The 25,886-nt window shown below is 70.9% G+C and carries 16 protein-coding genes and 1 pseudogene; 12 read left to right on the forward strand and 5 right to left on the reverse strand.

All coding sequences use genetic code 11. From position 1 onward, the window contains the following. Positions 1–745: 745 nt before the first annotated feature. On the forward strand, positions 746–4,477 hold the full coding sequence (locus tag ACF1A1_RS30485) for a CHAT domain-containing protein (RefSeq protein ID WP_392004229.1): 3,732 nt from the start codon (positions 746–748) through the stop codon (positions 4,475–4,477). A gap of 172 nt (positions 4,478–4,649) precedes the next feature. On the opposite strand, the gene dacB is transcribed toward ACF1A1_RS30485, so the two are convergent. Beyond that, positions 4,650–5,927 carry a D-alanyl-D-alanine carboxypeptidase/D-alanyl-D-alanine-endopeptidase gene (dacB, locus tag ACF1A1_RS30490; protein WP_392004230.1) on the reverse strand — a complete coding sequence of 426 codons (1,278 nt, stop codon included), beginning with the start codon at positions 5,925–5,927 and terminating at the stop codon, positions 4,650–4,652. Positions 5,928–6,152: 225 nt separating this feature from the next. On the opposite strand from dacB, the pseudogene ACF1A1_RS30495 reads away from it, so the two are divergent. From ACF1A1_RS30495 to ACF1A1_RS30515, 5 genes and pseudogenes are all read left to right on the forward strand, one after another. Beyond that, positions 6,153–6,519, forward strand: a pseudogene (locus ACF1A1_RS30495) (IS5/IS1182 family transposase); the annotation flags it as partial. Between the two features lie 285 nt (positions 6,520–6,804). Beyond that, a complete protein-coding gene (locus ACF1A1_RS30500) occupies positions 6,805–8,499 on the forward strand; it encodes a DUF4012 domain-containing protein (RefSeq protein WP_392004231.1) in 1,695 nt (564 codons plus the stop codon). Positions 8,500–8,726: 227 nt separating this feature from the next. Continuing rightward, positions 8,727–10,673 (forward strand): SDR family NAD(P)-dependent oxidoreductase, encoded by a 1,947-nt coding sequence (locus tag ACF1A1_RS30505; RefSeq protein WP_392004232.1) that lies wholly within the window; start codon positions 8,727–8,729, stop codon positions 10,671–10,673. Continuing rightward, positions 10,670–11,398: a sugar transferase gene (locus tag ACF1A1_RS30510; protein WP_392004233.1), complete on the forward strand. Its 729-nt coding sequence runs from the start codon at positions 10,670–10,672 to the stop codon at positions 11,396–11,398. Before ACF1A1_RS30505 ends, ACF1A1_RS30510 begins: the two co-directional genes overlap by 4 nt. Then, entirely contained in the window at positions 11,391–12,554 is a 1,164-nt protein-coding gene (locus tag ACF1A1_RS30515) for a DegT/DnrJ/EryC1/StrS family aminotransferase (protein WP_392004234.1), read from the forward strand. Before ACF1A1_RS30510 ends, ACF1A1_RS30515 begins: the two co-directional genes overlap by 8 nt. 294 nt (positions 12,555–12,848) lie before the next feature. Here the strand turns inward: ACF1A1_RS30515 and ACF1A1_RS30520 are convergent, their stop codons facing one another. Both ACF1A1_RS30520 and ACF1A1_RS30525 read right to left on the reverse strand, forming a co-directional pair. Continuing rightward, positions 12,849–13,466, reverse strand: a complete 618-nt coding sequence (locus ACF1A1_RS30520; RefSeq protein WP_392004235.1) for an acetyltransferase — start codon at positions 13,464–13,466, stop codon at positions 12,849–12,851. Then, positions 13,463–14,770 (reverse strand): glycosyltransferase family 4 protein, encoded by a 1,308-nt coding sequence (locus ACF1A1_RS30525; RefSeq protein ID WP_392004236.1) that lies wholly within the window; start codon positions 14,768–14,770, stop codon positions 13,463–13,465. Before ACF1A1_RS30525 ends, ACF1A1_RS30520 begins: the two co-directional genes overlap by 4 nt. Positions 14,771–15,621: 851 nt before the next feature. On the opposite strand from ACF1A1_RS30525, the gene ACF1A1_RS30530 reads away from it, so the two are divergent. The 4 genes from ACF1A1_RS30530 to ACF1A1_RS30545 are packed head-to-tail and all read left to right on the forward strand — an operon-like array spanning position 15,622 to position 21,644. Next, positions 15,622–18,267, forward strand: a complete 2,646-nt coding sequence (locus tag ACF1A1_RS30530) for an O-antigen ligase family protein (RefSeq protein ID WP_392004237.1) — start codon at positions 15,622–15,624, stop codon at positions 18,265–18,267. Beyond that, positions 18,264–19,487, forward strand: coding sequence for a glycosyltransferase family 4 protein (locus ACF1A1_RS30535; RefSeq protein ID WP_392004238.1), 1,224 nt, complete (start codon positions 18,264–18,266; stop codon positions 19,485–19,487). The genes ACF1A1_RS30530 and ACF1A1_RS30535 overlap by 4 nt, the downstream gene beginning before the upstream one ends. After that, positions 19,484–20,461 (forward strand): D-glucuronyl C5-epimerase family protein, encoded by a 978-nt coding sequence (locus ACF1A1_RS30540; protein ID WP_392004239.1) that lies wholly within the window; start codon positions 19,484–19,486, stop codon positions 20,459–20,461. The genes ACF1A1_RS30535 and ACF1A1_RS30540 overlap by 4 nt, the downstream gene beginning before the upstream one ends. Then, complete coding sequence (locus ACF1A1_RS30545) at positions 20,448–21,644, forward strand: glycosyltransferase family 4 protein (RefSeq protein ID WP_392004240.1); 1,197 nt, start codon at positions 20,448–20,450, stop codon at positions 21,642–21,644. Before ACF1A1_RS30540 ends, ACF1A1_RS30545 begins: the two co-directional genes overlap by 14 nt. A 39-nt stretch (positions 21,645–21,683) precedes the next feature. Here the strand turns inward: ACF1A1_RS30545 and ACF1A1_RS30550 are convergent, their stop codons facing one another. Beyond that, positions 21,684–22,670 (reverse strand): glutaminyl-peptide cyclotransferase, encoded by a 987-nt coding sequence (locus ACF1A1_RS30550; RefSeq protein WP_392004241.1) that lies wholly within the window; start codon positions 22,668–22,670, stop codon positions 21,684–21,686. A 62-nt stretch (positions 22,671–22,732) separates the two neighbouring features. After that, on the reverse strand, positions 22,733–23,437 hold the full coding sequence (locus ACF1A1_RS30555) for a hypothetical protein (protein WP_392004242.1): 705 nt from the start codon (positions 23,435–23,437) through the stop codon (positions 22,733–22,735). Between the two features lie 295 nt (positions 23,438–23,732). Here ACF1A1_RS30555 and ACF1A1_RS30560 point away from each other — a divergent pair, with 295 nt between their 5' ends. Together ACF1A1_RS30560 and ACF1A1_RS30565 are read left to right on the forward strand one after the other, a co-directional pair. Then, positions 23,733–25,208: a polysaccharide biosynthesis tyrosine autokinase gene (locus tag ACF1A1_RS30560; protein ID WP_392004243.1), complete on the forward strand. Its 1,476-nt coding sequence runs from the start codon at positions 23,733–23,735 to the stop codon at positions 25,206–25,208. After that, positions 25,205–25,753, forward strand: a complete 549-nt coding sequence (locus ACF1A1_RS30565) for a low molecular weight phosphatase family protein (RefSeq protein ID WP_392004244.1) — start codon at positions 25,205–25,207, stop codon at positions 25,751–25,753. The genes ACF1A1_RS30560 and ACF1A1_RS30565 overlap by 4 nt, the downstream gene beginning before the upstream one ends. The last annotated feature ends 133 nt before the right edge of the window (positions 25,754–25,886 follow it).

Below are 25,886 nucleotides of genomic sequence, written 5' to 3' on the forward strand. Positions count from 1 at the left end.
CTCGTGGGCGGACAGAGGCGCCTCGACGACGTGAGGCTCTACGTCATGTACCGCCGGGGTGGGTGCCGAGCGCTCCGGAGACGGCTGGGCGGATGCGCTGCTTGAGCGGTTTTTCCGGAATCTCAACGAACCGGCGCCCCCCCATCTCTTGTCCGAGATGGCTTCCCGCCGACGGAGCGCGGGGTGGCATCGCTCATGGGGTCGAGTCCCCGAAGCGCGCAACGGGCGGGGTCCTCACGGCGTCTTCGTCTGAGGAAAACGGCCATCGGGGCGTCGGCATCGGCGAGCATGAGTCCTCATCGGGGCGGCAGCATCGAAACGGATCGATCAATTCCGGACGCTACAGGACCGCATGGGTGACTCAAAAGTAACTCTCGCCATACGACCGTACTGGATGGCGATGTCTTCGGCGGCCGGACCCTCGCCTCGGCCGGTGTCCCCGGCTTCCTCCAGCCCGCAACCCGGGAGCTGCTGCTGACAACCCGAGGCCGGAGAACCGGCGAGCCGCGCCGCACAGCCCAGCCCCCACTGACGTAGCCCCGCGCACGAGCCCGGGGTGTTCACGAGTACGGCCGGCCCGCACCGCTGTGGGGCTTTCAAGATCGCTTCGCGTGCGGCGCGTGACCGTTTTCCGGCATCAGCCGGCCCACCGGGGCACTAACCTTTCCTCGGTCGGCGCCCCCTCTGCCCAACCGCGGGCCGTTGCGGGGGACCGGGGTGGGATCATCGGTCGCCGGGGGGATGCATGGCCGACGAAGAGCAGCGCGAGGGAGACGTCGCGGGGCTCCGGGCCTGGGCCGCCGTCGCCGTTCGCCAGGCGCACGAGCTGTGGCCCCAGGCGCGGAAGGATCCGCGGACGGCCGCGTTGCGGTTCGTGACCGAGCATCTGGCCACGATCGAGAGGCTGTTGCCGGCGGAGGACCCGGCCCGGGCAGCCGTTGTGCCCTGGCTCGGGCTGCTGATGCAGGCGCAGCTCAAGGGCCGACCGCGCGCCGATCCGCGGGAGCGGGCGGCCGCCTTGAGCCATCTCCGGTGGACCGACCGTGCCAGGCCGCTGAACGACCGGCTGGCCATGATGGCCCGGAGCAACCTGGCCGAGCTGCTCATCCCGCCGGGCATCCCTCCGGAGGCGCGCGACGGCTCGGGGCCGCCCGCCCTGGCCGAATCCCTGCGGGAGCAGTTGACCGAGGCCCTGGGCGTTCTCGCCCGCATCGTCGCCGGGGACCTGACGACGCAGGAGACGGTGGTGGCTGTCATGGAGCGCGTCGCGAGGATGCTGTCCTCCCTCCCCGGCCCGCCCGCGGGGAGTTCGCCGCCTCCGCCCCAGGAGGGCAACGCTGGTGAGGAGGCGGCGGGGCCTGCCGGTGCGGCGGCGCCTCGCGTGGAGCCCGTGGAGGAGGCGCCGGCCGACGCCGTCCAGGGGGTGGTGGACTGGGCACGCCAGGACGCGGTGCGTTTCGCGCGCCTGCTGGAGTGGCTGTGCGTCACCGTGAACGAACCCCGGGTCTCCTTGGCGGACGCCAACAGGGAACTGGCGGATCTGGGCCTGCACCGACCCGAGTTCGCGCCGCTGCGCGAGCTGCTCGCCGCCCTCCGATCGGGCGGGCAGGATCCCCGGTCGCTCGTCGAACGCGTCCACAGCGCCGCGCAGGCGGCCAGGGAGGTGTTGCTCGCCTTGCCTGCGGACGCACCCGAGCGGATCCGCGTCGCCAAGTTCCACGCGGCCCTGCTGGTGGCCGGGAACCTGCGGATGCCCGAAACGCTGGACTTCGGCGAGGTGGACGTGGCCGCGACGCGGCCGGACCCCGACCCCGCGGCGCGTTCGGCCTGGCGGCGAGGGCTGAGCCTGGAACTGATCCTGTCCACCTCGATCGACAACCTGTGGGTGTCGAACGGCGAGATCGCGCGCGTCGAGCGGAGCGCGGCATGGCTCCGGCAGTGGATCGACGCCCTTCCGACGGAGGGGGCGAAGGCCGCGGCCGCCCGGCGGTACCTGACCGCCCTCCTCGCCCACCGAGTCTCCACCGCCGCCACGCTCGGCGGAAGCCTCCAGGACGGCGTCGCCGCCCTGTCGATGGTCAAGGGGCTGTCCACCACCGACGAACGTGACGATGTCCAGGCGCTGTTCAGCCTCCTCACCGGGTTCCAACTGGCCCGCCTCAGCCGGGACGAGGCCGCGCTGGCCCGCGCGGCAGAGGACCTGATCCAGACGCTGGGCGACCGGTACGCCTCCCCTGCGCCCGACGCGGGCACACGCTTCGTCATCACCGGCACACTGGGCCTGGCCCACAGCGAACGTGCCGCCCGCACCGGAGACCGGGCCGACCTGGGCGCCGCCGCCCGGTACCTGCGGGAGGCGGTGGAGACCGATCCGGCCACGGTTCCGCCGCTGTTCGCACCGTACTTCTCCACCGTACGGGCCCAGCTGATGACCGAGCTGGCCAGGGCCGACCCCCGCCGGGAGGTCATCGACCGCGCCATCGCGGAGGTCCACCAGGTGATCGAAAAATCGCGGACGTTGCCCTGGGACGAAGCCCGGCTGCGGCTCGCCCTCGGCCGGGCCATGCTCCGCGCGACCACCCACCGCAGCGACCTCAGCCTGCTCGACCCGTGCATCGCCGAGCTGAGCCGGGTCCGCGCCCTGGCCGCCGAAGGCCACGGCCTGCCGTTGAGCGTCGAGGTTCTGACGGAGCTGTCCACGGCCCACTGGATGAGCGCGGTGACCGGTGGCCCGCGTGCGAGCGAGGACCGGAAGGCGAGCCTGGACACCCGCCGCGAGGCACTGGAGCTGATGGCCGCCGACGTCCTCCTCCAACTCGGCGCCGAGCACGCCCTGTCGGTGGCCCGGGCCGCGACCGGCCACGTGCTGTGGCTGGCCCTGCGGTGCGCCGAGGACCGCCGCCCCGCCGAGGCCGTGGAGTCGCTGGAGCTGGGGCGGGCCCTGGTGCTCCAGACGGCCGCGGCCGCACACGGCGTGCCCCGGCTGCTGGCGGACCGGGGCCACTCCGACCTGGCCGAGCGGTGGCGGGCCCAGGCACCGCGGCATCCACTCCAGCGAGGTCCGCGCGAGGGGGACCGGGTCGAGGGGGACGCGGGTGAGGGGCATCCGGCTGAGGGGGATCCGCTCCGGCCGAGGAGAGCCGCCGTGGTGGCGGCCCCGGCCCCCGGCACTGAGCTGCCGAGCAGCCTGCGACGCAAGGCGCTCCTCGCGCTGGGGGCGCGAAACGGCACCGGCGCGCGGGAGTTGCTCGGCACTCCGGACGTCGCCGAGCTGACCGCCGCGCTGGCCGCCTCGGGGGCCGACGCGCTGGTCTACCTGGTACCCGGCGAGGGCTTCCGCCCCCACATCCCGGGGCGCGCGCTGGTCCTGCGCCCCGGCGGCACCGAACCGGCCGTGCTCGAACTGCCGCTGCTGCTCTCCCCCGGCAGCCACCAGCTGGAGCGTTACCTCACCGCCGCCTCCGACCGTTCCCGCAAGGCGGCCGACCCGGACGCGTCGCGTGCATCGCGGGAGACCGCCGAGACGCAATGGCAGGCGGCGCTGAGCGAGCTGTGTGACTGGGCCTGGTCCGCCGCCGTAGGGCCCGTCCTCGACTCCCTGGAACCCCTCGGCCGGCCGCCTCGGATCGTGCTGATCCCCTGCGGCCCGCTCGGCGTCGTCCCCTGGCATGCGGCGCGCAAGCCCGTCCTGCTGGGGGGAGACCGGTACGCCTGCCAGGACGCGGTGTTCAGCTACGCCCCGTCCGGGGCACAGTTCCTGCGGGCCGCCACCCGGGGCCGACTGCCCGCCACCCAGGGCCAGGTGCTGGTCACCGACCCGCGGCTCAGCCTGGTGTGGGCCGAGTTCGAGACGGAGGCGCTGCGTTCGGCCTGCTACCCGGACGCCCGGCGCTACGGCGAGTTCGTGGCCGCCGAGGGCGTACCGGACGGGCCGGGGAGCTGCGAGGACCTGCTGGCCGTGCTGCCGGGCGGCGGTCGGCCGGCGGCGGTCGTGCACGTGTCCTGCCACGGTGTGGCCGGTGCGAGTCCTACGCGATCGGCGCTGTCGCTGGCCGACGGTGAGCTGACCGTCGCCCGGATCCTGGACCACGTGGTGACCGCGGCGCCCGGCCCGGACGGCCCGCTGGTCGTGCTCAGCGCCTGCGAGACCGACCTGAGCACGGGCGACCACGACGAGGCACTGACCCTCTCCACCGCCCTGGTCGCCCGGGGCGCGGCCGACGTGGTCGGCTCCCGCTGGGCCGTCAACGACAGAGCGACCGCGCTGATGATGGCCGTGTTCCACCACTTCCTCACCAGCCAGGATCTCGCTCCCGCCGACGCGCTGCGCGCCGCCCAGCTGTGGATGCTCGACCCGGACCGCCGGCCCCCGCCCGGCCTGGGCGACCCGCTGCACCGCGAAGCCGCCCGCGCCGGCCTGCACGAGATCCACCTGTGGGCCGCCTTCACCCACCAGGGCAACCCCGCGGCACGCTGAGCCCGCCCGCGCTGCTCTTTCCGGTGGCCATTCACGGACCTCGAGATCCGCACGTGCTACCCGCCGGCGCGCTGCGCCGCGTACCCAACGCTTCCGTCCGGCCCCGTTCAGCACTCCGGTCGTCGTACGCGAGGCAGCGCTGCGGTGCTTCGGGCGCTGTGCGCCTCCGGGGTCAGGCCCAGCAGCCGTTGACCGTGGCGGCGAGGCCGTCCAGAGCGTCCTTGATGTCGTTCGGGTTGGCGGTGGAGCCGTTCTCGACGAAGGAGAAGACCTTCCAGCGCCCGTCCTGTGCCTGCGTCATGCCGCTGAGAGCGATGGCGCCGCTCAGGGTGCCGGTCTTGGCCTTGACCTCTCCGACGGCGCACATGGAGTCCGGGGTGTCGAACCGGCCCCACTCGGGCCCCAAGGTGGCGCCCGCCTCGCCCGCGACGGGCAGGCCGTCCGCGATGTACTTCAGGGTCCGGCCATGGCGGCGGTCGGTGCTCAGGTCGAGGATTTCCGCCAGGGTCTGCGCCGGGATGCGGGTGGAGCGGGACAGCCCGCTGCCGTCGTACATCTCGAAGTTGTCCATCGACACGCCGTAGTGGCTGAGCACATCCCGTACGACCGCCGTTCCGTCCTCGAACGTGGCCTGGCGGCCGGCGCCGAGCGCGGTCATCCGCAGGAGCGTCTCGGCGATGTTGTTGTCGCTCACCTTGAGCATGTGCTTCACGATCGTGGACAGCTTGTCGGACTGGTGCCGAGCCACGGGGACGTCTCCGGGCCCGGCCACGCCGCGGTTGACGTCACCGGTGACCGTGACGCCCCGGTCGGCGAGGAACCTGGCGAAGACCTGCCCCGCGTCCAGCGAGGTGTCCGTGACCGCGTGCCCGTCCACCACCAGGGGCCGCACCGGGGTGACCTCGGTCGGGTAGTAGCCGGTGCTCCAGCCGTTGGCGAGCGTGGGCTCAGGGAAGAGACTGTCGTCGACGCGGACCTTCACCGAGGTGAGACCGGCGTTCTTCAGGCCCGCCACCGCGGTCTTGGCCATCGCGTCGAGGTCGTCGCTGGTCAGGGTGCGGTCGCCCCCGCCGACGAGCGTGAGCGTGCCGTCGCCGTAGACGACCTCGGTGGTGAACCTGTGGTCGGGGCCGAGAACGGTCAACGCGGCGGTGGCCGTGGCGAGTTTGGTGTTGGACGCAGGCATCAGCGCGGTTTCCGCGTTGTGGCCCCAGACCACCTTGTCCGACTTGGCGTCGATGACGACACCACTGAGGTTGCTGCCAAGACGCGGGTCCTGGCTCCGGGTGTTGAGGTTGTCCGCGATCTTCTGCTCGGCGGGGTCGAGCTCGGTGGCGGAACTCTTCGCGACAGCCTTGTCGGCGGCGAAGGCGGAGGGAGCGGTGAGAATCGTCCCGGCGATGGGGGCGGTCACCGCCAGTACGAGCGTTCGGCGCACCGATGGGCTCATCGCTTTGGGCTTACGGTGACGACCGCCGACAGCGGCGGCAGGGGAGGAGCTGGGCATGTGGGGGGCCTCGGTGCGGGATGGGAGAGAAGCACAGGCGGACGTTTGAAAGTGAAAGTAACAGGGGTGGGAGCAGTTACGGTTGAGTACTCGTGAAGAAATCGCGTACCTGCGCTCACCTGAGGCCGAGGCAGCGGGCAAGAGGTCCTTCTGGAGCACTGCGACGTGCCGCAGGGCGGCGGAACGCAGGACACGCTGAAGAAGCGCTGTTCGCGGCCGTCATCCATGTCCTGGCCGGCGGCTGCGCATGACGCCAACTCCCGCCGTGCTTCCGCGGATCGAAGCCGAACGCGAACGGACTGCCCCACCTCGTGGGCAGCTCGGCCGCCCACACCCACGCAGCGCAGCACGGACGCCCGTGATCGAGGGTCACCAAACGAGACACGACCCTCACGACGACAGGTACACCAAGCCCCAGCGCCTGCATGCGGACAAGGCCTACGACCGTGCCGACCCGCACGGATGACGACGATGGAAGCGGATCGGAGTGCGGATCGCCCGCAAAGGGATCGAGTCCGGCGAACAATTGGTCAGGACACTCCAGCAAGATCTCGATCCAAGGCCGGAATATTAGGCCGTTCGGACCGAGATTCCCGCCACCGGGCGCGGTGAGGTTTGCAACGCCTCTCAGTGACTGTCATTACTGATCCAGTCGACATGCTTGGTTCCGGTGGACCCTTCGATTCATGGGTGGGCGATGAAGGCAGCGAAGGCCCCAACGTGCAGCAGGAAAGGCGCTGTGGAGAGTGCGCGGGCCTTCGCGGCTTCGATGTTACGGCGACGCCGCCGAGCCTTCCTCTGGGTTGCTGGAGTCGGTGTGTTGGCCGCCGCGTCCGTCGGTTTCCTGGTGTGGGAGGTCCGCGCGGTCCAGAGCAATCTTGTCGCGGCTCAGGTGGCGACTGACCGACTGCAAACGGAGATGGCCCGTCATGGCAGGCCGTCAGCCGACGTGCTGGGCGACATCCGGAAACACACGGCGGCCGCCCGGAGCGCGGCCGCCACGCCGGTGTGGAGCGTAGCCGAGAACCTCCCCCTGATGGGCCCACCGCTCCGTTCTGCCCGGGGGCTGAGTGTCGCCGCCGACGAGATGGCCACCGGGGTGCTGCCGGAGGTGGTGCGACTGCATCAGATGCTCGCGTCCGGCCAGATCGTGCACCACGCTCGCGTCGACCTCCGTCGGCTTTCGGCTGCCACCGACCTGCTGGGGAATGTGCACCGCCGACTGACCGGAATCGGGACGAGTTTGAACGACCTGCCCGGCTCGACGGTGGTCGGTCAGCTCGACATGGCACGGCAGCGGCTGTCCGACCGAGTGGCGCGCCTTTCCGACTCGGTCTCCGAGGCGGAGGCGACGACGCGGCTGCTGGTGCCTCTTCTGGGCGGCTCGGGGCCGCGCTCCTACTTTCTTGCCTTCCAGAACAATGCCGAGGCCCGGGGCACCGGTGGCCTCGCAGGCACCTTCGGTATCCTGACCGCCGACCGTGGTCGAATCACTTTGCACGACTTCGCGTCGGATGACACGTTGCCGCGTACCACCACCCCCGTGGCGAACTTCGGGCCGGCGTTCGACCGTCGGTACGGAGCTGCTGAGAGCACCCAGGGCCTGGCCAATTCCAATCTGTCCGCTCATTTTCCCTATGCGGCGCAGATCTGGGTGGGCCTGTGGCAGCGGCACACGGGGCAGCGTCTCGATGGGGCCATCGCGACCGATCCTGTGGGACTCGCCCGTGTTCTCAAAGCCACGGGGCCGGTCCGACTTCCGGACGGGCAGCTCCTGACGGCGGAGAACACCGTAGAGCTCACCGAGAGCACCCTTTACGCGTCGTACGGCAACATCGAACGCAAGCGTTTCCTGGTACAGGTCGCACAGTCAGTCGCTGCTGCCTTGCTGCGCCACCACCACGATTCGGCGGCCCTCCTCCACGCACTGCGGCAGAACGCCGACGACGGCCGACTGCGTGTGTGGAGCACAGACGCCTCCACCGCGTCGGCGCTCGAAAAGAGCGGGCTGGCAGGCGACGTCCCCGAGAGAACAGGACCGTTCGCCTATCTCGTGGTCAACAATTCCGCGGGCAACAAGATGGACTACTACCTGCGACGGTCGCTGACCTACGAGCTGGGCCCTTGTGAGGGCGGTACCCGTTCCAGCGTGGTGCGCATCAGACTGACAAATGCCGCTCCCGCTGCGGGCCTGCCCGCCCTCGTCGCTCTCCGTTCCGACGATCCCCGGCACTCACACCCCCCGGGTTCCACAAGCATCTGGCTCTCGTTGTACGCCAGCGTCGGTGCGCGGTTCACCGGGGGGACCCTGGACGGTCGGCGACTTCTGTTGTCGTCGACCGAGGAGCGCGGTCACCCGGTACTCGGGGCACAGGTGGAACTCCTGCCCGGTCAGACGCGAGAAGTGGACATTCGTCTGCTGGAACCGGCTTCGGACCGCCCCCCTGTGGTGCCCGTGCAGCCGTTGGCACGGCCGCAGACCACCAAGGTGCGCATTCAGCCGTGCGTGAAATAGTCGGGCCGCTCGAGTGAACCTCAAGTGACCCGCGCCGGCCCAAGAAAGCTACAGCGGAACTCATCCAGCCGAGCGGTGAAATCGCACCCATCGAAGAGCAAGTCCGCGGGAAAGTAAGAAGAAATTCTGATTCACCCGGAAGGATGCGGCGGCGTCCTTGGACATACGGTCGGCGAAGTGCCGAAATAGATCTTCGGCAACTGACATCCTGCTGATCGGGGTTCACCTTGCGTGGGGAATGCGCGGGCAACGACAAGTTGACAGCGGTTCATCCTGCGGTGTTCCACACCGCACAGGACAGCCGCGGCTGGCCTGGCGTTGCCGCCCGGTGTCGCCGGCCGGCGGTGCAGGCCGCCGTAGACGCGATCGCCTGGACAGGCGGCCTGTTGATGGCCGGCCTGACCACCACCAGCGCTTCCGACCTGCTCGTCGGACCTGGCGATCTCGCCCTCGTCTGTGCTGTCACATGGACAGTGGCGGTACTGGCCGGGGCCGTGTGCGGGCTCTATTCCGGGCGCTATCAGGCGGCGACCGGCGCGGAGCTGAGGGCGGTGCTGGTTGCCGCCGCGCTGACCGGGCTGCTTCTGGAGGGCCTCTGCCAGGCGGGGCTTCCCCTGGTGGGCGACAGGCCGGCCGTGGTCGGCCTCGCCGCCCTGGTCGGCGTGCTTGCCATGATCACCCTGAGGGCCGCAGTCGCGGCCGTCCGGCGCAGGCCGAGACGGCCCGCGCCTACCGCCGTCAAGGTGATCGTGTTCGGTGCGGGCAGCGCCGGAACGCAACTGGTGCAGCGGCTGATCGGTCAGCCTGGCGCGCAGTACCAACCGGTTGCCCTGCTGGATGACGACCCCGGCAAGCGCCGACTGCGGATCTGCGGTGTCCGAGTGCGCGGCGGGCGGGATCGGCTCGCGGAGGTCGCCGCGGAGACCGGGGCGACGGTCATGGTGATCGCGATCGCCGGCGGGTGCCGGGACGGCCGGGTGATCCGCGAGCTGACGACACTGGCCGAGTCGATCGGCCTCGTCACCAAGGTGATTCCGCGCGTCGAGGAACTGGTCGCCGGACCGGCGCGGATCGACGACGTGCGCGACCCGCGGATCACCCGGCTGCTGGGCCGTGATCCGATCCAGCTGGACCTCGAGTCGGCTGCCGGTCAGTTCGCCGGACGCCGCATCCTTGTCACCGGCGCCGGCGGCTCGATCGGCTCGGAGCTGTGCCGCCAGTTGCACCGGCTCGGTCCCGCGTCGCTGGTGATGCTCGACCGGGACGAATCAGCTCTGCACGCGATCCAGCTCGCGCTGCACGGCCGTGCGCTGCTCGATTCCGACGAGGTCGTGCTCGCCGACATCACAGATGCCTCCCGCATGCGCGAGGTCTTCGCGCAGACCCGCCCCGAGATCGTGTTCCACACGGCGGCGGTGAAACACCTGCCGCTGCTCGAGCGGTATCCGGCCGAGGCGCTGAAGACGAACGTGACCGGCACGCTGAACGTGCTGCAAGCGGCTGCGGCCTGTGGCGTCCGGTCGTTCGTGAACGTCTCCACCGACAAGGCGGCCGACCCGGTGAGCGTCCTCGGCACCTCCAAGCGGATCACCGAGCGGCTCACCGCACACATGGCCGGAGAATTCCCCGGGACCTGCGTGTCCGTCAGGTTCGGCAACGTCCTGGGCAGCCGGGGTTCGCTGCTCGGCTCGCTGTCCGCGCAGATCGATGCGGGCGGCCCGGTCACCGTGACACACCCGCAGGTCGCTCGCTACTTCATGACAGCCACTGAAGCCGTCCAACTGGTGCTGCAGGCCGTGGCCGTCGGGGAGAGCGGTGAGGTCCTCGTCCTCGACATGGGGGACCAGGTCCGCATCGTCGACCTCGCTCGTCGTATGGCCGCCGCGGCATCGCGGCGCGTCGAGATCGTCTTCACCGGGCTGCGGCCCGGCGAAAAGCTGACCGAGGACCTGCTGGGCAAGGGGGAGCCCGACCACCGGCCGCGGCATCCGCTGGTCAGACAGGTGCCGGTGCCCGCACTCGATGCCGGTGAGATCGCCGGCCTCGGTCACCTCACCGACCCGGACGAGGTACGCGCCGCCCTGGCGCGACTCGTCGCCGAGCCCGGCCCCGAGCAGCCGGCCGACCAGCCCGTGCTGCCCGGCCAGCCCGAAAAGGCGGAGGCCAGCAGATGACCGCCCCGCCCCTGCCGGGCAGCTACCCGGCAGACTCGGTGATCCCGGAGGCGCCCCACGCAATGCCCGGCTACGCCCGGGCCGGCAGCCAGGTGCCTCGTCGCAGGTCGTACCGCGGCAAGCGACTGCTGGACCTGGTCGTGGTCAGCCTGATCATCGTGCCGGCCGCTCTTCTGTGCGCGATCGCCGCGCTGGCGCACCTGCTCGCGCATGGCAGACCCGTCCTGTTCCGGCAGCAGCGGGTCGGCCGTGACGGCCGCCTGTTCGTCCTGCTGAAACTGCGCACGATGCGGAATGTCCCGGCCGATCCGGAGAGACCGGGTGACGCCGATGCTGCCCGGGTGACGGGAGTCGGCCGGGTACTGCGCCGCACGTCCCTCGACGAGTTGCCGCAGCTGGTCAATGTGCTGCGCGGACAGATGAGCCTGGTCGGGCCTCGGCCGACATTGCCCTACCAGGTACGCCGGTACACCGATCGTCAGCAGCTGCGGCTGCTGGCCACCCCAGGCCTGACTGGCCTGGCGCAGGTGCACGGGCGACAGCAGCTGAGCTGGCCGGAGCGCATCGAGTGGGATCTGCGGTACGTCATCCGCCAGAGCTTCCGGCTCGACCTGGCCATCTTGTTCCTCACCGTCTGGACGGTCCTGGCCGGGGGCGGAGTCACCGCCAGCCACGACAACGACCCGATCGCCCGCAGATCAGAAAGGATGCTCTCAGGTGCCTGACAGCAACGTCCGGATCCAGCTTGCCAGTCCCGATCTCGGCGAGGAGGAGGGCGAGGCCGTACGCAGGGTTCTGCGCAGCGGTGTTCTCACCAACGGCGCGGAGAACGAGGCCTTCGCGCGCGAGTTCGCCGACCGGCATCAGGCGCGGTTCGGTGTGACCTTCTGCACCGGCACGGCCGCGCTGCACGCGATGTTGCTCGCCGAGGGCATCGGCCCCGGCGACGAGGTGATCGTCCCGTCGATGACCTTCGTCGCCACGGCGACCTCGGTGTGCCACGTCGGGGCCACCCCGGTGTTCGCCGACATCGACCCACGGACGTTCAACCTCGACCCGGTATCGGTCGCGGCCCGGATCACCCGGGCCACGCGGGCGGTCATGACCGTGCACTACGCCGGGCAGCCCGGTGACCTCGACGAACTGGCACGGGTATGCGGCGCGGCCGGCGTGCCGTTGCTGGAGGACGCTGCGCAGGCGGCCGGCGCCGAGTACCGCGGCAGACCGGTCGGCACCTTCGGCCGGTCGGCCATGTTCAGCTTCACCCCTGCCAAGAACATCACCACCGGTGAGGGCGGCATGGTGCTGACCAACGACCCGGGCGTCGCGGAGCGGCTGAAACTGCTCCGCAACCATGGGCAGACCGGGCTGTACCAGCATGAGAGCCTCGGCTACAACTGGCGGCTGACCGAGATGCAGGCCGCGATCGGCCGGGTGCAGCTGGGCAAGCTGGACGGCATCCTGCGGCGCAAACAGCAGATCGCGGAATCACTGACCCGGCGGCTGGCCGACGTGCCCGGCCTGACGACGCCGCATCAGGTACCCGACGCCCGGGGGACCTGGACGCTCTACACCTGCCTGCTTCCCGGCATCCGCGACCAAGTGCTCGCCGACCTGTTGGACCAGGACATCGAAGCACGGATCTACTTCCCGCCGGTACACCGGCAACCGATCTTCGCCCGGCGGGACGGCGGCACGGTGGACGCCGCGGCACTGCCGGTGACCGAGGCCGTCGCCCGGGCGATGCTCTCGCTGCCGGTGCACCACCGGCTGACCGAGGCCGACGTGGCCGAGATCGCCGACGCGGTGACCACCGCCGTCGGCCGGGCAACCGCGTCGCCGAACGCCACGGATCATCCGACGCCGGTCGGTGCCCGGTGACCGTGAATCGCGTGCCTGCGTAGTCGACTTGGCGCGACGGTCCCGAAACCGCGCCAGGTCCTGGCCGCCCGGCCCGGCTTACGCCTGGTCGGACCGCGGACCGAGATCCGCGATCCGGACCTGGCCGGTGGCACGGCGGTGCCCAGCCCGCCAGGCGTGCCCCGCCAGGGAGACGCCGGGCGTGCCTGCCCGTGCCGCCGGACCTGCACGAGTTGCCCACGCTGGACGCGGACTTCCGCAGGGGAGCTGCGCCGACGACCGGGTGTTTCGGGATCCCGTGATCGAACCGGACGGTCAGGGCTCCCGGGCCCTCGCGGGGACGCCCACGACCAGCTGACCGACGGCGACATCGCGGGTCACCAGAGCCGCGGCGCCGACCATGACGGACGGACCGATCCGCCGGCCCTGGAGCACGGCGGCGTTACTGCCCACCGTGGACCCGGCGCCGATGGTCACGTTGCCGGCGATGTTGGCCCCCGGAAGGATCGTCACGAAGTCCTCGAGCACCGTGTCGTGACCGATGCTGGCCTGGTAGTTGACCTGGACGTGTGCGCCGGTGACGGTGCCGGTGGAGATGAACGCCTGACCCAGCACAACGCAGCCACGCCCGATCCTGGCGCCGGGGGAGACAACCGCACGCGGGTCGATCACTGTCGCCGGACGCAGGCCGCGATCTTCGAACTCCCGGGCCAACCGGCGGCGCGCGTCGGCGTCGGCGATCGCGACCACGAACTCGTCCCGCCGCCCGCCCGACGCGGCCAACTGCCCCGGCAGCAGCACCGGACAGCCGTCCACCGTAGTGGCTGCCGGGTGCTCGTCCACGAAGACCACCTCGGGTGCCGCGGCTGTCGCCCGCACCGCGTCCAGCGTCTCCCTGCCGAAGCCGCCTGCGCCCACGATGTGCAGCGTCACGGCCGCACCTCCGTCACCGGACCGCCGCGTCGCGCCGGTTCCGAGACCGCTGCGAGGAATGCGCCCGCCAGCGCTGTCATGCCGTGATGCCGGTAGACCCAGCGGCGGCCGCGCTCGCCCATCAGCTCCCGTTCCGTCGCGCTCATCGCGGCCAGCCCGGCCAGCGCGCCCGCCATGTCCGCCGGTGACTCGGCGGGCACGCACACGCCGCCGCCGGACTCGCGCACCGGGCCGCCGGGCGCGTTGCTCGCGAACAGCACCGGCTTGCCGGACGCCAGGTAGTCGAACAGCTTGTTGCTGCTCAGGCCGTACTTGAAGACCGCGACATCGCGCAGGCAGAACAGCGTCACATCCAGCTCGGCCAGCACGGCCGGCACGGCCTGCTTCGGCACTGGCGACCAGAACAGCACGTTGTCCAGGCCATGCCGGCGAGCGAGCCGTTGGCACGCGGCCTTCTCCTGGCCGTCGCCGACCATCACCACGGCGACCCGCGGATGGCCGGCGGCTCGCAACTGCGCCGCGGCCGCGACAATGGTCGCCACCCCGTTGGCCGGTCCGTGCGAGCCGATGTAGCCGGCGGTGAGGCAACCGTCCTTGCGGAAGCGCCTGATCCGGTCGATCAGGTCGGCGGCCCGGTGCCCGGGCTCCGCAACGTCCGGGTCGGCCGGCCGACCCGGATCCATCGGCCGGGGGAGGTCGGCGATCCCGTTCGGCACGTAATGGATCTTGCCGGCCGGGAGACCGCGGGCCTCCAGGTAGTCGGCGGCACCGGGCAGCAGGCAGATCACGGCGGACGCACGCCGGCAGCAGAAGGACTCGGCCAGCCGGAGCAGCCGGGCGGGCAGCCCGTTCGCACGCAGCGCGCCCATGTCGATCAGCGTCTGCGGCCACAGATCGCGCAGCTCGACGACGAACCGGGCGCGGCGGCCGCGGGCCGCCAGCCAGGCGGCGAGCACCGCGGCCAGGTGCACCGATGAGCCGACGATCACATCCGGCCGGTCCAGGCGGCGCTGCGCCGAGAGCACCCGGGCCGCGTAGTGGGCCATGTTCAGCACGCGGCGGTATCCGTTGCCGGTGTAGGGCGGTGTGCGGACCCAGACGAAGCGGACGCCGTCGATCGTCCGGGTGGCCACCTTGTCGCCGGGCGCGAGCCGTTCCTCGCGCCTGCTGAAATGGCTGAAGCTGCTGGCGAAGACGGTGACGTCGTGCCCCTGCGCCGCCAGCACGCGGCCCAGCTCGTAGTGCCGGGTGCCGGCGGCGCAGTCCGGTGGCGCCGCGTAGTGGTTGAAGATCCAGATCCTCATGTCCTCACCTCCGTCGAAGCCGCCCCGCCGCACCTGACGGCGTGCTGAGCAACGCGCTCGTCGTGAGCCGGTGACGCCAGTACGTCGATGACCCTGACGGCGGCTTCACCGTCGCGGCAGGGTGTGGGCGGCTCGTCGGCCGACCGCGGCCCGGCCACTGCCGCAGGCGGCTCGCGGAGATCGGGCGCCAGGACGTTCCGGCCGCCCTGCGGAGTCTCGGGCCACTCCGTCTCGGCGAGCGGTGTGCCGCACGTGAGCACAAACGCCCCTTCCGCAGGCCGCCGGAGTCGGTGATCAGCCCGTCGGCTCCGGCCGGCGCGACGATCACTCTCCGGTGGGGTAGCGGGGCGGCCGCCCACAGTGAGCCGCCCGAAAGGTCGATCCCGAACTGCCCAGCTCCGGCGGCGAGTCATGGGCGTACCGGGAGCCTGGCGGGCTGGAGGCAGGCGGAGAGGGCTGTAACCGGGGCCAGCCGCCACGCGAGCGGCGTCAGGCTTGCCGAACCGCGGACGTACGCCGACCGCGCTGAGCACCTTCACAGCTGCGTTCCCCTGTCCTGTCCGCGGTCGTCCGCGCCGGAAAAGCCTTCTCCCGGCGTCCGCGAAGGCGGCGGTGGTCGGCCCGGCGACCAGAAATCTACTACTCACCGTGCACGCATCGCTACTTTCCGCTACTGGTGCCGCTACATTGTGCCTGCATGCCGAGGCGGCGAGACCATCCGCTGCTCCCAGCAGCACCGATCCGACCCGCGACTCCGGAGGCCGTCCCTGGTGCTGTCGATCACGAAAAGTCTCCGCGACCGGCTGCCGGGGGTAAGCCCGGCGGCGATCGGGGGAACACTGGCCACGCGATTGCTGGCCACGGTGATGAGCTTCGCGGCGGGCGTCATCGCCGCGAGGGCTCTCGGGGTGGAAGGCAGGGCCACGTTCGCGGTCATGATCTCGGTCCCCTCCGTGCTGAGCATCGTCATGGTCCTGGGTGTGGACAACGCCAACGCGCGGTTCGCCGGGATCTCGCACACCGCGTTCCGGCAGATCGTGCGGTGGAGCCTGGTGTTCTCCATGATCTCGGGTTCCGCACTGGCGGGCCTGTGGCTGTTGCTCGGTCATCTCTGGCCGGCCGTGCTGCTCGGCATGCCGTACCGGCTCGCGCTGCTCGTGGCCGCCATGTGCCCGGTGAGCTTGCTGACCACGCTGCTCGGTATGGCTGAGCTCGGTCGTGGCCGGGTCGCGATGTACAACCTGCTCAGCACCGTCCCTTCGGCCGGCTACCTCGTCGGTGTCTGCGGCCTGCTCGCCGCGGGATCGCTGACCCCGACCAACTGCTTCATGGCGGTGCTGGCCGGCCAGCTGGTCTGCGCCGTGATGCTGCTGTTCGCGTCCACCGCCCGCGTCCACGCCGATGGTGAGCCTGTCTCTGGCCGTACCTTCGGGAGCTTCGCCATCAGGTCCTATCCCCCGAACCTCATCCATTACGGAATGCTCCGCCTGGACGTGCCGGTGATCCAGACGCTCGCCGGGGCGACGGCCGTGGCCGTGTACGCGGTGGCGCTGCCCCTGGCCGAGGGACTGTTCCTGCTGTCGACCACGGTCGCGCTGGTGATGTTCCCCGCCGTCACGTCCGGTGCCGTCGACGCGCGGGCGGCGGCCAGGATTGCCCGGACCATGTTCGCAGCCGCCGCCACGGCTGCCGCTGTGGCGGCGGCAGCCGCGCCCATCCTGATCCCAGCGGTCTATGGGCACCAGTACTCCGGTGCCGTGCCGGTGATCTGGGCGATGCTCCCCGGCCTGGTGCTGTTCAGCGCGGCCCGCTCGGTCCAGCCCTACCTGGCGGCCGCCGGCCTGCTCCGGCCGGTGATCACGGCCACGGTGATCGGTGCGATGGTCAACATCGCGCTGCTCGTGGCCCTGACCCCCCACCATGCCGCGGTCGGTGCGGGCGCCGCCGACTCGGCCGGATACCTGGTGTTCGCGGTGCTGCTCGCCCTTGGTGTGCGCTCGGCTGTTCGTGCCCGCCGGCGCCGTCCGGATGAGCACGCCGGCGACGAGGCGGCGGCCGCACCGGCGCGCCCGCCGGTCGGGTGCCTGTCGGTCAAGACGGCCGGCGACCGCTGGCGGGGCGCGTACCCGGGGCGGGTGAGGTCCGTCCCGGCCAGCAGAGGACTCATGGTCGTGGCGGGACTCCTGGGCGTGGCGGGTGCCGGCTGTCTCGCGACGGCGTACAGCCCTGCCCTTGGCGCCGCCGGCGCCGCCGCCACGCTCGTGGTCATTGTGCTGGCCCTGATCCCGGAGGTGGGTCTGTGCGTACTCGCGGCGGCCATCCCGCTCTCCCAGTCCGACGTCGGCAACTCGCTGATCACCCCCAGCGTGCTGGTCGCTCTGATGCTCACCTGCCTGCTGGGTCGTGTCATCACCGGCCGGGGGATCGCGCGGCCGAAGCCCATCGGCGTCCTGATCACCGTTGGCACGGTCGGTTACATGGCGGCCACCAGCGTCCTGATGGGCGACACCGATCTGCTGAGTGCCGACAAATGGCAGTACCTGCTGCTGATGTGTGCGCCGCTGCTGCTGCTGCCGCTGGTCGCCGAACCCGGACGGGCTCTCGACCGCGCGCTCCTGGTGTTCTGCTGCGGCAGCGTCATCCTGGCCTTGATCGACATCTTCCAGATCGGCTCCGTCTTCGCGGCGGGGTCTCATCTCGCCCCTGCTGACACCGCCGTTCTGGCCATCACTCAAGAGGACGCGGCCAACCACAACGCGGTGGGTGCCCTGTTCGTCATGGCGGCCGCAGTCCTGCTCAGGCGCTATCAGGCCGTCCGGGCGCCCCTGCTGCGGCTGGCCATCGGCGTGGGGGTCGTCGTGCTCGCCCTGGGGGTCGCGTACTCGCTGAGCCGCGCGGCCTATCTGGCGGGAATCGTGATGATCGTGCTCTACGCCGCCCGTAGATCGCTGCGCGGCGTCCTGGCCCTGAGCGTCGGCGCGGCCTGCCTGGTACCGCTGCTGCCCGCCGCGATCGCGGCCCGTTTCGACTCGATCCTCGTCGGCGCGCCGGACGTCAACTCCGCGGTACGGCTCGATCTGTGGAGCAGCGCACTGCGGGTGTTCGAGGCGCACCCGGCTTTCGGGGTCGGATATCTGAACTTCGCCAACCAGTTGCCCGCCTACTACTACGCCACAGGTGATTACGACGTCATGCTCCTCCAGTTCCCGCTCCTGCATTTCGCTCACAACACCTACCTGACAGTGCTCTCGCAGACCGGCCTGGTGGGCGCGGTCGGGATCGGCTCGCTTGTCGTGTTCGGCGTCCGCCGGGCGTGGCGCGCGGCTCGATCCGGTGATCCCTCGGGCGAGGCGGCGCTGCTGGCCATGGTCGGTGCCGGCGTCTGCTCGCTGTTCGGCGAGGTCCTGCTGGTCCCGCCCCTGCTGGCCGGCCTGATGCTGATCATCCTGGCAGCGAAGCCGGCTCCGGCCGACGGACCGGTACCGGTGGCGCGATGAGCACGTCCGCGATCGGGGAGCCGCGTCCGCTGCGCGTCCTGCAGATCACCTCGGCCGCCGTCGGCGGCAGTTGGTTCCACGACCAGGTGCGGGGCCTCGCCGAACTGGGCAACGAGGTGTGCGCGGTGCTGCCCCGAGAAGGCCCGCTCGCCGACCGGCTGCGCGGGGTCCGCGGCGTCCGGGTGGAAATCATCCCGTTCGGCGTGCCTCACCGGATCGGACAACTGCCAGTGCTGATGGCTGGGCATTGGCGGCTGATGAGATTCGTCAGGGAATACAGGCCGGATGTCATCCATTCGCACCTGATCATCGCGAAGCTCGTGGCCCGAGTGGTGTCGGCCGCCTACCGGCCGGCGCTGGTCGTGTCGCAGGTGCCCGGAATGGTGCATCTGCGGATCGTGCCCTTCCGGATCCTGGAGCGGCTCTCGCTGCGCCGGGACGATCTGGTGCTCGGATCCTGCCGGGCGATCGCGCGCCGCTACCAGGCCATGGGAGCGCGGTCGGTCGCGGTCAGCTACTACGGCTGCGACGTACACCGCTTCGATCCGGCGACCTCGCCGGAGGCGTTCCGCCGTGAGTTCGGCCTCACCGACGACACGCCGGCTGTCGGCATGGTCGCCTACATGTATGCGAGCAAGCTGCGGGAGTTCCGCCAGGTCGGTGTCAAGGGGCATGAAGTCCTCATCGACGCCGTGCCACTGATCCTGCGTCAGCACCCCCGGGCCATGTTCTTCGTGGTCGGTGACGAGCTGGTCGGTGACGGGCGGTACCGGCGCGAGCTGGAACGCCGCGCCGACCGGCTCGGTGTCGCCGACCGGATCCGGTTCACCGGCTTTCGGTCCGACATCAGCTCCGTCATGGCTGGGCTGGACGTCCTGGTGAACCCCTCCATGGACGAGTCCGCCTGCTATGCCGTGGTGGAGGCATTGCTCATGCGGAAGGGTGTGGTGGCGAGCGACGTCGGTGGCCTGCCGGACACCGTCCAGCACGGTCGCACCGGCCTGTTGGTCCCGCCCGCCGACCCCCCGGCACTGGCCCAGGCCGTGAACGAACTGCTCACCGATCCCGCAGCGCGTCTCCGCATGGCCGACCGGGGCCGCGAACTCGCGCTCCGCCAGTTCGACATCGCCGGCACAGTCGGCCAGGTGAACGAGCTGTACCACCAGGCACTGGCGGCGCGGGGGCGTCGCAGGCTGCTCCGCAGGGAGAGCCCGGCGTGAAGGACAACAGGACGTGGGCCGGAACAACGCTGGTCGGCATGGCGGGGAAAGCGGTACGCGATCTGCGGCGGCCGAGCTTCCCGGTCGACGCGACGACGCCGCTGGGCGACATGACGACCGACAAGCCAGGCAGGTACCCGATCGACCTGCGGCCGATGACCGCCGGGAGCCTGCTCGACCATGAGCGCGTGGTGGTGACCCGTGCCGCGACCGGCGAGACCTACCGGAACCCGGTGTCGGTCAGCCTGTACGCGCTCGCACAGCACACTGGCGCGCTCGCCGCCGGCCTGCACCCGCAAGCTACGGACGAACGGCCGCCGGGCGTGCGGGCTCTGCTCACCCAGGCCGGATGGCTGCGCGCCAGCCAGGACGGCAACGGCGGCTGGCGCTATCCGGTGCCAGTGCACCGGTACGGGGTGCGCCCGGGCTGGTACTCGGCCATGGCCCAGGGCCTGGCGGTGTCCGTGATGCTGCGCGGATACGCCATGACCGGCGAGCGGTCCTTTCTCGACGCGAGCAAGGGTGCTGCGGAACTGATGCTCCGGCCGCTGGACGCGGGCGGTTGCTCGCACTACGACCAACTGGGGCGCCCCTTCCCCGAGGAGTGCCCCTCGGACCCGGTCAGTCACATTCTCAACGGCGCGGTCTTCTCCCTCTTCGGTCTCTGCGAGCTGAGCCGGTTTCAGGGCGGGACCGGCCACGAGCGCGTGGCGGACCGGCTCCGTGACTCGCTGGCCGCGTTCGACCTGGGGTACTGGACCAGGTACGACCTCCGGCACACCGCACCCGCCAGTTTCGCGTACCACTGCCTGCACGTCGCGTTGCTGACCGCGGCCGGACGAGTGCTCGCCGACCCGCGGTGGTCCGCGGTGGCCATCGCGTGGGACCGCTACACGCGCAGTCCCGCCGGGCGGCTGCGGGCCGCGGCGGGCAAGGGTCGGTTCGTCCTCAAGGAGCGCCGTGCCCGATCATGACCAGGCCCCGCTGCGGCTGGGCATGTGCGATGCGCCGGCCGAGCCGCTGCGCGTCGTCCTGCTCGCGTCGGCCACGTCGGCGCACACCCGGCGCTGGGCGGGCGATCTGGCCGTGCGGGGTCATGAAGTGACCGTCTGCAGCTGGCATGAGCCGCAGGCGGGTCCCGACGGCTGGCGAGCCGCGTCCGCCCCTGCGGGAGCGTGCCCGCCGTTGCGGGCGGTGCACGCGGGACACTGGCTGCGCCGCGAGGTGCGCCGGGCGCGACCGGATGTCATCCACGTCCATTCGCTCGGCGCGCACGGGGCGCTCTCCCTCCTGCTGTCGGCCCGCCCGGCAGTGCCGCTCGTGATCACTCCGTGGGGCTCCGAACTGCGGGCGGCGGACCGGCATCCCGGCCGGGCGTTGGTCGCTCGGCTGGCGCTCCGGCGGGCCGCGCGCGTGGTGCCGACCTCCCGGGAGGTGGCTGAGCTGGTCGCGAGCCGGTACCGGGTCCTCCGCTCACGGATCACGGTCCTTTCCTGGGGGGTACCAGACGTGCTGCTGGATGCCGGAAACAACGCCGATCTCCAGTTGACGCGCGCGAAGTACGGCATTCCGGCCGAAGCCACCGTCGTGCTGTCGGTCCGCAGCACGTCGGAGGTCTACCGGACACACGAGATTCTCGCGGCATTCGCCCGTGCCGCACGGGCCCGGCCCGACCTGTTCCTCGTGTTGCCGGTGGGTCACCGGCCGGCACATGCCGCCGCCAGACGCGCGCAGCAGGAATATCTCGCGCTGTTGCGCACCCGCGCACAGGACCTGGCCGGCCGGGTCGCCGTCATCGATCGGCCACTCGTCCAGGCCGAGATGTTCAGCCTGATGCGCGCGAGCGATGCGGCGATTTCGGTTCCCCAGGCCGACCAGCGGAGCTCATCGGTGCTCGAAGCCGCGGCTGCCGGGTGCCGGCTGCTGCTCTCCGACATCGCGCCCTATCGGGAACTGGTGGCGGAGGGCCTGCTGGCGGACCTGCTTCCCGATCCGCTGGTCACCTCGTTGGCTGACGCTCTCTCAGACGCGGGGCCGCTGGACGCGAGTGATCGCCTGTCCAACCGGAAGCTGATCAGCCAGGCCGAGCGCGGCTCCCTGAAGGTCGCGGAACTCGAACGGCTGTACAGGGAGGTGGCACGCGCGGGGCCGGTGTGATCAGGGTCCCGTTGTAGGCGGAGGGGCAACGAGGAGTTGCTACCTCGTGCCGGAAGGCGCCACCGCCCACTGCCGGTTCAGCGGGGGGGTGCGGCTCGGCGGTTGCGCCGGAAGGAGGGCGACACGGAACATCTTGGGCCAGAACTTGCCCGTGAGGAGGAAGTGGTCCGTTCCGGGGACGGCCGCGATGCCGTTCAGGGTGGAACCGGGGACGAGTTCATCGGCGTGCAGGAGACCCGAGGCGTCGATGCTCGCCGTCACCGCGCCGGTGACGGGGTCGATGCGCACGATGCGTTCGGTGGGCAGCACGTTGGCGTAGACGGCGTCGTCGGCGCACTCCAGCTCGTTCACTCTCGTCACCGGCCGGCCGTCTTCGGTCACGGTGACCTCACCCCTCTTCGCGAGGGTGCGCGGATCGCGGAACGTGAGTCGTGCCGAGCCGTCGCTCGTCACCAACTGCCGCTTGTCGCGGTCGAAGCAGATGCCCCAGCCTTCGTCGGCGTACGGGACACGGCGCAGCTCCCTCAGCGTCGTCGCGTCCCGTTCGATGGCGATCCCGTCCCGCCAGGTCAGCTGCCACAGGGTCCGACCCAGCAGGGTGATCCCCTCACCGAAGAGAGGAGCGGGAAGGCCGGTACGCACCTTGGGCGGCTTGCCGGGGAGCCCGGACGATACGGAGGACCGACCGGACAGCCCGGTGCCCTCGTAGAGCGTGCCGCCGGCCATCTCCAGGCCCTGAGTGAACGATTTCGGGTCGTGGGGGAGGGTTTCGAGGACCTTCACGCGCAGGCGTTCGACCCGGTGGGGGCCGACCTGCCGCCCGCGCGGGTGGCTTCGGTCGGCCGGATCACCGGACACTGCTTCCACGTCCCGCTGGGCGGCAGGCGGATCCGATCGGGTGAGCGGCCCGGTGACTGCCATCCAGAGGGAGCCGGTGACCAGGAGGGCCACGACGGACGGCAGGGCGTGTCTCAGTGTGCGGCGCCGGCCCGCCGCCCGGTTGCCGGAACGACTCGTTCCGGGCAAGCGGACGGCGTCCTGGCCCGGGCCGGGACGCCGCGGTTGCGCCGTGTGCACGTCCTGATCTGTCAGGAACTGCGACGACGGCGTGCGGCCAACATCGTGCCACCGCCCGCCAGGAGCAGGGCGGTCGCGGTGCCGCCGATCACCAGGACCTTGTCGCTGCCCGTCGCCGCGAGCCTCTTGTCGTTCTGGTTCGAGTGCGAGTAATTCACCGGCTCGACGGCTGCGGCGCGTTCGTGGGAGTCGTTGCGGCCGTCGCCATATCCGACGTGCCCACCGTGCCCGCGCTTGTCGTGGTGCCCGGGCTTGTCCGGGTGGTGGGGCTTGTCCGGGTGGTGGGGCTTGTCCGTGTGGTGGGGCGGCTTCGGGGTGGGTGTCACCCCGCCCCGCACGTAGATGCTGACGCCGACACTCACGTGGGGGCGGCTGGAGGTGAGCCGGAAGACGTGCCAGCCCGTCACGGTGTTCGCCGGGATCGTCACGGTCCCCGCAACCGAGCCGTCAGCCCGGGCCCGGAAGTGGCCGAGCACGACCGGGTGTGATTCCAGCAGCGCCGTGACCTCCGATCCGGGCTCGAACACGCCGGGGATGGTGCTGAAGCTCAACGGCTCCCCGGCGGTCACCGTGGTGGTACTGACGGACAGGGGCGGGGGCGGGGGCGGGTACGGCTGCGCCGAGGCGGCCTGCGCCCCGATCAGCGGTGCCGCGATGAGAATGGCAGTCGATGCCGCCGATGCCACAGCGGCCCGCCATCTGCGCGATGCTGTCATCTTCTTCAATCTCCTCGACTCGGGTCGGACCTGGGCGTGCGGCGGCCGGGATGCGGTGCGTGGACACCAAGACCTGGATACATGGAATGAAAAGAACATAACGACATTTATTGGTGTGGCGGTGCGAGAAGTCACCGGATTGGGGGAGTACCGGCTCACACGGTGGGCGCCGCAGAGGTCGACACAGGGGGTGCCTCCCTCGCTCGCGGAGTCCGAGTCCCTATGGTCGACTGCGTCCATAGGGAACAGAAAGCCTTAATTCGGGTGGTTCCCTCAGTCCCGTGAGGGGTGCAGCTTGGATCTCCAAGGATTCCTGAAGGCTCTTGCCAGACGCTGGCCGACGGTCCTGGTCTGTCTCGTTCTCGCGGTCGGGGCGGCGCTCGCCGTGACCCGCGTGAGCGCCCCCGTCTACGAGGCGAGGACGCAGCTCTTCGTCGCCACCCGCACCGGTGAGGACACCGTCGACCTGAACCAGGGGCAGACGTTCTCGCAGGCGCGTGTGCAGTCGTACGCCGAGATTGTCCGGACCCGCCAGGTCACCGCTCCCGTGGTGAAACAGCTGCGGCTGCGCACCACCCCGGAGGAGCTGGCGTCCCGGATCACCGCAGTCGTTCCGCTCAAGACCGTGCTCATCGACATCACCGTCCGGGACACCGTGCCCCGGCGCGCGGCGCGCGTCGCCAACGCCGTGGCAGAACGGTTCAGTTCGGTCGTCGAGCAGTTGGAGACCCCCAAGCGGCCGGTCCGCACGACGCCGTCCGAGACGGGTGACACGGACGAGGATGCCGTGCCTGTCTCCCCGGTCTCCCTGGGCGTCACCCAAGAAGCCGTCGCTCCCACCTCTCCTACGTCGCCCCGCCCGTTGCTGAACCTGGCCGCGGGTGTGGTCGGCGGCCTGCTGATCGCTGCCGGGCTGGTCGCCCTCCGCGAGACGCTGGACACCACGTTCAAGACGAGCGAGGCACTGGGCGCCTACATCGCTGTGCCCGGCCTCGGCACCATCCCGTACGACAGGAGCGCCCCGAGGCAGCCGCTGGTCAGTGCCGACGGGCACTCCAAGCGCGCCGAGGCGTTCCGCAAGCTGCGTACCAACCTGCAGTTCTCGCAGGTCGACGATCCGCCGCGGATCATCGTGGTGACGAGCTCGGTACCCGGTGAGGGCAAGACGAACACCGCGATCAACCTCGCCCTCTCGCTCGCCGAGGTCGGCGTCTCCACCTGTCTCGTGGACGGCGACCTGCGCCGCCCGTGCGTGGCGCCAGCTTTCGGCCTCGTCCAGGATGCGGGCCTGACCACGGTGCTCATCGGGCAGGCACGTGTCGAGGAGGTGATGCAGCAGGTGGTCGGCGGGCTCTCGGTGCTCGCCAGCGGTGCCGTGCCGCCGAACCCCGCGGAACTGCTCGCCTCGGCGCGCATGGAAGAGGTGCTGCGCGAGCTCGCGGACATGTACGAAGTCGTGATCGTCGACACCGCGCCGCTGCTGCCGGTCGCCGACACGGTGGGGCTCGCCTCCTTCTCCCAGGGTGCGCTGCTCGTCGTACGGGCCTCGAAGACCAACCGGGACCAGGTGCGCACCGCCACGGAATCGCTGGAGCGCGTGGGCGTCCGCCTGCTCGGCACCGTGTTCAGCATGGCTCCGGTTCCCAAGGGCGGCCGTTATGGCCGTTACGGCGCCTACGGGAGGTACGGCGAGCTGCCCGCGCCGCGTGCGTCGGTCACGCGGGAGGGGAGGGCCGCCTCCCCGGTGACGCGTCCCACGGACGGGAGATGACTCGGATCCTGTTCGTCTGCACGGGCAACGTGCACCGCTCGGTGCTCGCCGAGCGGCTGCTGGCGGCAAGGCTGCCGCCGGGCTCGGCCCTACGGCCGGAGAGCGCCGGCACGGAGGCGTGGCACCGTTGCCGTATGGAGGACACCACCCGGGCGGTCCTGGAGGAGCTGGGTGGTGACGGCTCCGGATTCGCCTCCCGTCCGCTCACCGCACAGCTCATGGCGGGCGCCCCGCTGGTCCTTGGGCTCGCGCGCGAACACCGGGAGGCCGCCGTGCGCCTCGCGCCGGCGGCTATGCGGCGCTGCTTCACCCTCAAGGAATTCGTGCGGCTCGCGGATGGGGGAGCCGCGGGGAGCGGTGGGGGCGGATTCGAGGCCGTGGTGGCAGCGGCTGCCACCCGCCGCGGTGTCGCGGCCCCAGTCCCGCCGACCGAGGACGACATCCCGGACCCCTGGGGCAGGCCCCGTGAGGAACTGTACGAGTGTGCCCTGGAGATCGACAGAGCGGTGAGCGGACTGGTCCGGCTGTGCGCGATGCGTCATTAGACAGGTATGCATCGCGATCATGCGCGCCTTCGGCTGGGGCGGCTGTGCTGCCCCAACCGGAGAACGCCTTCTACTGGCCACACCGCTGCCTGGCCGCGAAGGCCCAGGTCACGGTTACTCTCAGGGCATCAGA

This window comes from Streptomyces sp. NPDC014995 (assembly GCF_043080745.1).
Lineage (GTDB): Bacteria > Actinomycetota > Actinomycetes > Streptomycetales > Streptomycetaceae > Streptomyces.

Excerpts from the sequence above, each read along its gene's own strand:
- ACF1A1_RS30485 (WP_392004229.1), top strand. The coding sequence starts at position 746 with ATGGCCGACGAAGAGCAGCGCGAGGGAGACGTCGCGGGGCTCCGGGCC.
- dacB (WP_392004230.1), bottom strand. The coding sequence starts at position 5,927 with ATGAGCCCATCGGTGCGCCGAACGCTCGTACTGGCGGTGACCGCCCCC.
- ACF1A1_RS30555 (WP_392004242.1), bottom strand. The coding sequence starts at position 23,437 with ATGACAGCATCGCGCAGATGGCGGGCCGCTGTGGCATCGGCGGCATCG.
- ACF1A1_RS30525 (WP_392004236.1), bottom strand. The coding sequence starts at position 14,770 with ATGAGGATCTGGATCTTCAACCACTACGCGGCGCCACCGGACTGCGCC.
- ACF1A1_RS30510 (WP_392004233.1), top strand. The coding sequence starts at position 10,670 with ATGACCGCCCCGCCCCTGCCGGGCAGCTACCCGGCAGACTCGGTGATC.
- ACF1A1_RS30535 (WP_392004238.1), top strand. The coding sequence starts at position 18,264 with ATGAGCACGTCCGCGATCGGGGAGCCGCGTCCGCTGCGCGTCCTGCAG.
- ACF1A1_RS30565 (WP_392004244.1), top strand. The coding sequence starts at position 25,205 with ATGACTCGGATCCTGTTCGTCTGCACGGGCAACGTGCACCGCTCGGTG.